This window comes from Kitasatospora sp. NPDC101183 (assembly GCF_044767945.1).
Lineage (GTDB): Bacteria > Actinomycetota > Actinomycetes > Streptomycetales > Streptomycetaceae > Kitasatospora.
Genome location: NZ_JBIWOW010000025.1, coordinates 111,680 through 119,244, shown reverse-complemented (window position 1 = coordinate 119,244; position 7,565 = coordinate 111,680). Strand labels below are relative to the sequence as shown.

The window sequence follows — 7,565 nt, the reverse complement described above, 5'->3', positions numbered from 1 at the left end:
GGGCGCCCCCGCCCCCGCCCCCCCCCCCCCCCCCGCGGGGGCCGCCCCCCCCCCCCGGCCCCCCCCCGCGGGGGGCCCCCCCCCCGGGGGGGGCGGGGGGGGGGGGGGCCCCGGCCCCCCCCCCTGACCGGAACCGGGGCGGGATCAGTACTGGGTGCTGATGGTCACGCCGCTGAAGTCGGTCTGGGCGTAGAGGCTGATGTAGCGGTACCCGGCCGTGGTGTTGGTGACGGTCAGGCTCTGGGTGGTGCCGTTGGCGGTGGAGCCGTTGGTGTAGGCGTTGGGCGTGGCCCAGCTGTCGGGGTTGTACAGCAGGTAGGCGGTGCCGGTGCCGCCGGAGCTGCTGATCTTGAGGGTGGTGGTGCCGGCCGGCAGGTAGATGTAGTAGTAGGCGAGGTTGCCGGCCGTCGCGGACTGGCCGGTGCGGGAGCAGTTCTTGTCGAGCACGCGGGCGTCGGCGGAGGTGCAGCCGTTCTGGCTGCTGCTGACGGTGACGGACTGGCTGAGGCTGTTGGTCCTGCCGCCGCCGTCGGTCACGGTGAGGCTGACGGTGTAGCTGCCGGCCGTGGCGTAGGTGTGCGAGGGGTTCTGGTCGGTGGAGGTGGTGCCGTCGCCGAAGTTCCAGGCCCAGGAGGCGATCGTGCCGCCGCCGGTCTCGGTGGAGCGGTCGGTGAACTGGGCGGTCAGGCCGGAGGGCGCGGCGGTGAAGGCGGCCGTGGGCGCGCCGCCCACTGTGCAGGCGCCGGCGGCGCAGGCGTCGAGCCAGGTGTTGAACTCGGCGTCGTACGCGGTGCCGATGGAGTTGTAGGTCGCGTAGCCGCCCTGGTAGTCACCGGTGCGGAAGTGGCCGAGCATGTTCCGCACGACGTCCGGGTGGCGCTCGACCATGAAGCGGACGGCCAGGTAGCCCCACGGGTAGGTGCGGGTCACGTCGCTGTTGTCGTACGTGTTCTGGAACAGCGTGCTCAGCGCGTAGGTGTGCTTGGGCGCCTCGGCCACCGCGCCGGTGTCGGTCATGTTCCGGTAGCTGTACGAGACGTACTCGGCGACGCCCTCGATCCACCAGACGTCCGGGACGGAGACCTGCTGGCCGAACTTGCCCTTCATGTCGTACCGGGCGTCCAGCGCGTGGGTGTACTCGTGGTTGAGGTTCCACACGCCCGCGGTGAAGCCGTTGTCGCCGCTCTGGTAGGTGATCGAGATCGGCAGGTTGTTGGGGTCGGACGGGTCCCCGATCAGCGTCATGCCGCCGTTGTTGGTGTTGATGCCGTAGATGCCGCCCGCGTAGGTCTGGTAGTCCAGCGGGGAGGCGAACGTCACCATCTGCAGCGAGTTCTCGTACTGCCCGGGGATCGGGCCGTTGTCGCCGACCAGGTTGTGGAAGAACGGGTCCTGGTTCTGCAGGCTGGCGCAGACGGCGGCGAGGTCGGCCGGGGTGAGGCTCTGCGCGAGGATGCTGTGGGTGTTGTCGCAGGTGTGGCTGATCGGCAGCGCGGCGGCCTTGAGCTTCGAGGACAGGTCGCAGACGCCGTAGTACGAGCAGTTCGCCTGGTCGTAGAACGAGGCCATCCCGGCGACGCCGACCCACAGCGGGGCGGTCGGACCGGTGATCGAGGAGACGTCCATCAGGCCCTTGATGAGCGGGCGGACGGTGTTCACCAGCGCCGGGTGCTCGATGAACCGGGCGGTCTCCAGACCGGCGTTGGAGGCGAGGAAGGAGTTGGTGCCGCCGAGCATGCCCCGGTGGTTCAGGGCGAAGGAGTCGAGCGTGTTGATGATGCTCGGGTCGGCGGTGACGGCCGCGACGTAGTCGGCGTTCTGGTGCCCGCGGAAGATCGGCGTGTAGACGCTGTTCGCGAAGTTCACCATGTACCAGGACGAGTCCCAGCCGCTGCTGTACGCGTTCAGCACCCGCTTGTACGTGCCGAGGTAGCGGGCCTGGAGGTCGGCGCTGTCGGAGAGGATCATCGCCTGGCCGGCGACCTGCCCGTTGCCGTCGTTGACGTCCAGGAAGTGCGGGCTCGCCACGAAGGCGTCCAGCGCGGCCTGCACCTTGGCGGTCAGCGAGGAGTCGTACGCGCCGACGTCGCTCGGGTGGTAGTACTGCACGTAGTAGCCGGCCTGGAGGAAGTAGACCAGCTGGAACACGCCCGTCGAGTTGTCGCCGGGGTACGAGGCGGCGGCGCTGCGCAGCCCGTCGGCGACGGCGGCCATCTGGCTCTGCTTGAACACCCCGTTGGCGTCGCCGCCGGTGAGGCGGAACAGGGAGCTGATGCAGTCGATGGTCGAGCCCTGGACGTACGAGACCAGCGCGGAGCCGTTGCGCCCGGCGAAGTCGCCCGGGGTGCAGGAGGTTTCGGCGAGGGCCCGGGCCAGCTTCGGCGTGTGCGCCTGCGGGGCGGCGGACTGCGGGGAGCGCGGCGGCAGCTGGGCGGGCGCGAGCCGGCCCGTCTGGCTCTGCGCGGTCTCGTTCAGCCCGAAGGCGGTGCCCGTGGGGGCCGTCCCGCTGTGCTGCGCGACGTGGCTCGCCTGCGCGCCCTGGCCCGCCGTGGGGGCGGCGTACCCGGGGGTGGCGGCGAAGCCGACGACGGTGGTGCCCGCGGCGGCGAGCGCGGCTATGGCCCGGGACAGCCGGAATGTGTGACGCATCGTCACTCCTTCGTGGGGGTGGGGGCGAGCCTCCGAGGCGTGGGGGGAGCGGAGGGCTCACCTGGCACGGTGTCATGGACAGCCCCACCCGATCAATGAGGTGTGACATAGCATTCCGGCGTATACGGCCATAGCATCGGCCCGGGCGGCCGCCCGTCACAGGGGCGGGCGGTCGCACGGCGGGGCCCCGGTCAGGCCCCGGGCTCCTCGCGGACGGGGTCGGGCATCGTCCAGCGGTCGGCGCGGCGCGGGTGGAGGTAGGCGTAGTAGTACGCGTAGCCGACGGCGAGCATCCCGGCGGCGATGGTGATCGGGCGCCAGTCGGTGCGCATCGACTCGTACGCGACGTAGAGCATCACCGCGACGACGGCCAGCGGCACGTACGGCCAGCCGCGCATGCGGTAGGGGGCGGTGGAGGTGGTGCCCCGGACGCGGCCCGCGAGGGCGGAGAGGGCGACCAGCACGTAGACCAGGACCAGCGTCGAGCCGGTGGCCAGGATCAGCGTGTCGAGCGAGACCAGCCAGCCGACCAGCAGCGTCGCCAGGCCCGTGACCAGGGTCGCCGCCAGGGGTGTGCGCAGCTTTCGGTGGACGGTGGCGAGCGGGGTGCCGACCAGGTCGGGCCAGGCGCGGTCGCGGGCGGAGGAGTAGAGCAGCCGCCCGCTCTGCAGCATGATCGCGATGACGGCGTTGACGACGGCCACGGCGATGCCCAGGCTGACCACGGTGTTGACGGTGGATCCGGCCCGCTCCAGGAGGAAGTAGTTCATCGGCGAGTCCGCCGACATCAGCCCGTCGATGCTCGGCGTGCCGAGCAGCACCCCGACCAGCGGCAGGCACTCGGCTGCCACCGTGATGCCGAGCGACCAGAGCACCACCCGGCCGATCGCGGAGGCCTGCCTCGTCTCCTCGGCGAAGTACACGGCGGTGCCGTAGCCGTTGTAGGCGAAGATCGCGGTCGCCGTGGAGGAGGCGATCAGCCCCCAGGCGGCGCCGGTCAGCACGTTGCCGTCCGCGCCGCCGAGGGTGTGCGCCGTCCACAGCACCGACACCGGCTGCTCGACGTGGACGAAGCCGAGCACGGCCAGGACGGCGACGGCGGCCAGCTCCAGGACGAGGAAGACGCCGGTGACCCAGGCGGCGGTGCGGATGTTGAGCACCGCGACCACCGAGGCCAGCGCGATCACCGCCAGCCCGGCCCCCTTCCCGTCCAGGGCGCCCCAGACCACGCCCAGGTAGCTGCCGGTGCCGAGCGCGATGACGGCGGTGACCAGCACCCCGCCGAGCAGGCTGAGCGCGAACAGCGCGAAGCCGGTGGAGCGGCCCAGGGTGCGCGCCGCGAAGGCGTACTCGCCCCCGGTGACCGGGAAGGCGCTGGACAGCTCCGCGTAGCAGAAGGCCATCAGGATGCCGGCCGCCGCCGCGAGGGCGAAGGCGACGGTCGCCGCGCCGCCGAGGCGCTGGATCACCGCCGGCATCACGATGAACACGCTGGAGGCCGGGGTCACCGAGGAGAGGGTGATCAGCATGTTCTCCCGCAGGCTGAGCGAGCGGGAGAGGTCCTGGGCGTAGGCGGCCTGCCCGGCGCCCGCCTCGGGGGCGGTGGCGGGGCCGGTGGTGCGGGGATCGGCCATCGTTCTCCTTCAGGGTGGATGCGAAAGGATTCACCGGAGTTCTTTGGCACCGAAGTCAAAGTTCTGCGATAGTTCCACGTCAAGAGGTACGACGAGATCCGTCACGAACGACAAGGAATGAGATGGCGCGACCGAGGAACCAGGAAGCCCGCCGCGAACAGCTGGTGCTCGCGGCCACCGAGGCGGTCGGACGGCACGGGCTCGCACAGCTGCGCGTCGCCGACATCGCGGACGCCGCCGGCGTCGCCCGGGGGTCGGTGAACTACTACTTCAGCGACCTCGGCGAACTCCTCCAGCAGGTCTACCGGCGCGCCGCCGACCGCTTCTTCACCGACCGCGCCACCCTCGCCGCCGCCCTGCCGGACGCCCGCGACAAGCTCGTCGCCTGCGCCCGGCTCGGCCTCCCCGACGGCCCCGAGGACGAACTCGCCCTGGTCCTGTACGAGTTCAGCTCGGCCACGCACGACAACCCGGTCTACTCCACGCTCGCTCAGAGCCTGTTCGACCGCCAGGTCACGCTCTACGCCGGCATCCTGGAGATCGGCCGCGCCCAGGGCCACTTCACGCTCACCGGGCCGGCCCTCGACCTCGCGGCCAACCTCGTCGTCCTGGAGGACGGCTACGGCCTGCACATCATCTCGCGCAACGCCTCGCTCACCCCCGAGCGCTCCCTCGACCTGCTGCTCGGACACGCCCGGACGGTCACCGGCTGCCCGGACCTGCTCCCCGACCGAGCGGTGGACACCCCGTCCTCCTAGTCGGCCAGCCCCAACCCCCCGTCCCAGGAAGGCCTCCCATGACCACGCTCACCACCCCGTCCGGACGCCCCCGGGCCCGCGCCCTCGGCCTCGCCCTCGACGGCACGCCCGGCCCCGCCAACGCCCTGACCGACGTCCCCGGTGTGCAGATCGGCTACGCCACCCTCGTCGAGGGCGAGCACGTCCGCACCGGCGTCACCGCGCTGCTCCCGCGCGGCCGCGACGGCGTCGGCACGCCCTGCGCGGCCGGCTGGTACTCCCTCAACGGCAACGGCGAGATGACCGGCACCACCTGGATCGAGGAGACCGGCGCGCTCGAAGGCCCGGTCATGGTGACCAACACCCACGCCGTCGGCACCGTCCACCGGGGCGTGGTCGACTGGACGGCCGCGAACCGGCCCGAGCTGGCCCGGGAGTGGCTGCTGCCGGTGGTCGCCGAGACCTGGGACGGCTACCTCAACGACATCAACGGCCCGCACGTGCGCGGCGAGCACGCCGCCGCCGCGATCGACGCGGCGGCCGGCGGACCGGTCGAGGAGGGCTGCGTCGGCGGCGGCACCGGGATGAACTGCTACGGCTTCAAGGGCGGTTCGGGCACCGCCAGCCGGCTCGTCCGCCACGGCTCCGCCGAGTACACCGTCGGCGCCTTCGTCCAGGCCAACTTCGGCGACCGGCGCGAACTCGTCGTCACCGGCGTCCCGGTGGGGCGGGAGCTGGCGGAGGACAACCCGATGGAGGACGGCGACTGGTTCGCCCCCGGAGGCGCCGGTTCGGTGATCGTCGTCATCGGCACGGACGCGCCCCTGCTGCCCGGCCAGTGCAAGGCGCTGGCCCGCCGGGTCCCGCTCGGCCTGACCCGGACGGGCACCAGCGGCGGCCACTTCTCCGGCGACATCTTCCTCACCTTCTCCACCGCCAACCCCGGCGCCCTGACCAGCTCCTTCCCCCGGGGCGAGGCCGGGGACGAGGACTACGAGAGCCTGCGGTTCGTCCCCTGGGGCCGGATCGACCCCTTCTACGAGGCCGTCGTCCAGGCCGTGGAGGAGGCGGTGCTGAACGCCCTGGTCACCGCCGAGGAGACGGTCGGCCGCGAGGGCCACCGCTCGCCCGCCCTCCCGCACGGGCGGCTGCGCGAACTCCTCGCCGCACGCGGGGCGTTGGCGGCCCAGGAGGTCTAGAGCGCGGCCTCGGCGCCGGGTTCGAGGAGGAACTCGGCGTCGTCCGCGTCGTAGTCGTACAGCTCGCCGTAGCGGCCCCAGGCGATGGCCGTCTCCAGCTGGAGGCGGGCGTCCGCGAGGTCGAAGCCCCGGCGCAGCAGGTCCAGGAAGAGGTCCTCGCGGAGCTTGTGGTCGTCGGTGGCGGCCAGGGCCTGGACGATGGCGCGCACCAGCGGGGCGCGCTTGGCAGCCGTGTGGGCGAAGAGCTGCTTGCTGGTGAGGATGTCGGCGGCGGAGAACTCCCGCCCGGCCGCCGTGATGGCCAGGCGCCCGTCGGCGGTGGTGGCGTAGCCGAGGATGACGGCCGCGTCGACCAGGGGGAGGAGGTCGTCGACCTCGAAGTTGAGCTCGTCGGCGATCTCGGCCAGGCCCTCCTCCCCGCCCATGGAGAGCAGGATCTCCAGCAGGCCGGCGAGCCCGCCGACGCTGGCCTGGGGGAGCGGGCCGCTGATCGGGGTGGCGGTGCGGTCGGCGGCGGCCGGGGCGGCGGGCTGGTCCTCGCGGCCGGTGAGGATGCCGTAGACGGCGTCGACGAGGGCCTCGAACTGCGGGGTGCGCCGGTCGCGCGGGCGGGGCAGGTCGACGGTCAGCTCGGAGCGGATGCGGCCCGGGTTGGAGGAGAGGACGAGGATGCGGTCGGCCAGCAGCACCGCCTCCTCGATGTTGTGGGTGACGATCAGGATGGACTTGACCGGCGCCTCCCGCCCCTCCCACAGGCCGACCAGTTCGGAGCGCAGGTTCTCGGCGGTGAGCACGTCCAGGGCGGAGAAGGGCTCGTCCATGAACAGCGCGTCCGGTTCGACGACCAGGGCCCGGGCGAAGCCGACGCGCTGGCGCATCCCGCCGGACAGCTCCTTGGGGTAGGCGCCCTCGAAGCCGTCCAGGCCGATGAGGTCGATGGCGTTGAGCGCCCGCTCGCGCCGCTCCTCCTCGCCCACGCCACGGGCCTGGAGGCTCAGTTCGACGTTCTGCTGGACGGTCAGCCAGGGCAGCAGCGCGAAGGACTGGAAGACCATCGCCACGCCCGGGTTGGCGGCGGTCAGCGGGGTGCCCCGGTAGGCGACCGTGCCGGCGGAGGGGGAGATCAGCCCGGCCAGGCAGCGCAGCAGGGTGGACTTGCCGGAGCCGGACTTGCCGAGCAGCGCGACGATCTCGCCCTCCTCCAGGTGGAGGCTGATGTCGTCGAGGACGGGCAGGGCGCGGCCGTCGGGGGTGGAGAAGGTCTTGGTGACGCCGTCGGCCTCGACGATCGTGGTGCGGACGCTGTCGATGGTCATCGCGGGCTCCAGGGGCGGGGATCGGCGGAT

General features: G+C 72.3%; 5 protein-coding genes. 2 read left to right on the top strand and 3 right to left on the bottom strand.

The annotated features are described in order from the left end of the window. Positions 1 to 144 precede the first annotated feature (144 nt). Both ACIRRS_RS29995 and ACIRRS_RS29990 read right to left on the bottom strand, forming a co-directional pair. On the bottom strand, positions 145 to 2,649 hold the full coding sequence (locus ACIRRS_RS29995; protein WP_402977183.1) for a collagenase: 2,505 nt from the start codon (positions 2,647 to 2,649) through the stop codon (positions 145 to 147). A 191-nt stretch (positions 2,650 to 2,840) separates the two neighbouring features. Beyond that, positions 2,841 to 4,283: an APC family permease gene (locus ACIRRS_RS29990; RefSeq protein ID WP_402977180.1), complete on the bottom strand. Its 1,443-nt coding sequence runs from the start codon at positions 4,281 to 4,283 to the stop codon at positions 2,841 to 2,843. A gap of 122 nt (positions 4,284 to 4,405) precedes the next feature. On the opposite strand from ACIRRS_RS29990, the gene ACIRRS_RS29985 reads away from it, so the two are divergent. Next, positions 4,406 to 5,041: a TetR/AcrR family transcriptional regulator gene (locus ACIRRS_RS29985; RefSeq protein WP_402977178.1), complete on the top strand. Its 636-nt coding sequence runs from the start codon at positions 4,406 to 4,408 to the stop codon at positions 5,039 to 5,041. Between the two features lie 38 nt (positions 5,042 to 5,079). Continuing rightward, positions 5,080 to 6,219 carry a P1 family peptidase gene (locus tag ACIRRS_RS29980; protein ID WP_402977175.1) on the top strand — a complete coding sequence of 380 codons (1,140 nt, stop codon included), beginning with the start codon at positions 5,080 to 5,082 and terminating at the stop codon, positions 6,217 to 6,219. Here ACIRRS_RS29980 and ACIRRS_RS29975 read toward each other — a convergent pair. Beyond that, positions 6,216 to 7,535, bottom strand: a complete 1,320-nt coding sequence (locus ACIRRS_RS29975; protein WP_402977173.1) for a nitrate/sulfonate/bicarbonate ABC transporter ATP-binding protein — start codon at positions 7,533 to 7,535, stop codon at positions 6,216 to 6,218. The two genes, ACIRRS_RS29980 and ACIRRS_RS29975, sit on opposite strands and share 4 nt — an antisense overlap. Between the last annotated feature and the right edge of the window lie 30 nt (positions 7,536 to 7,565).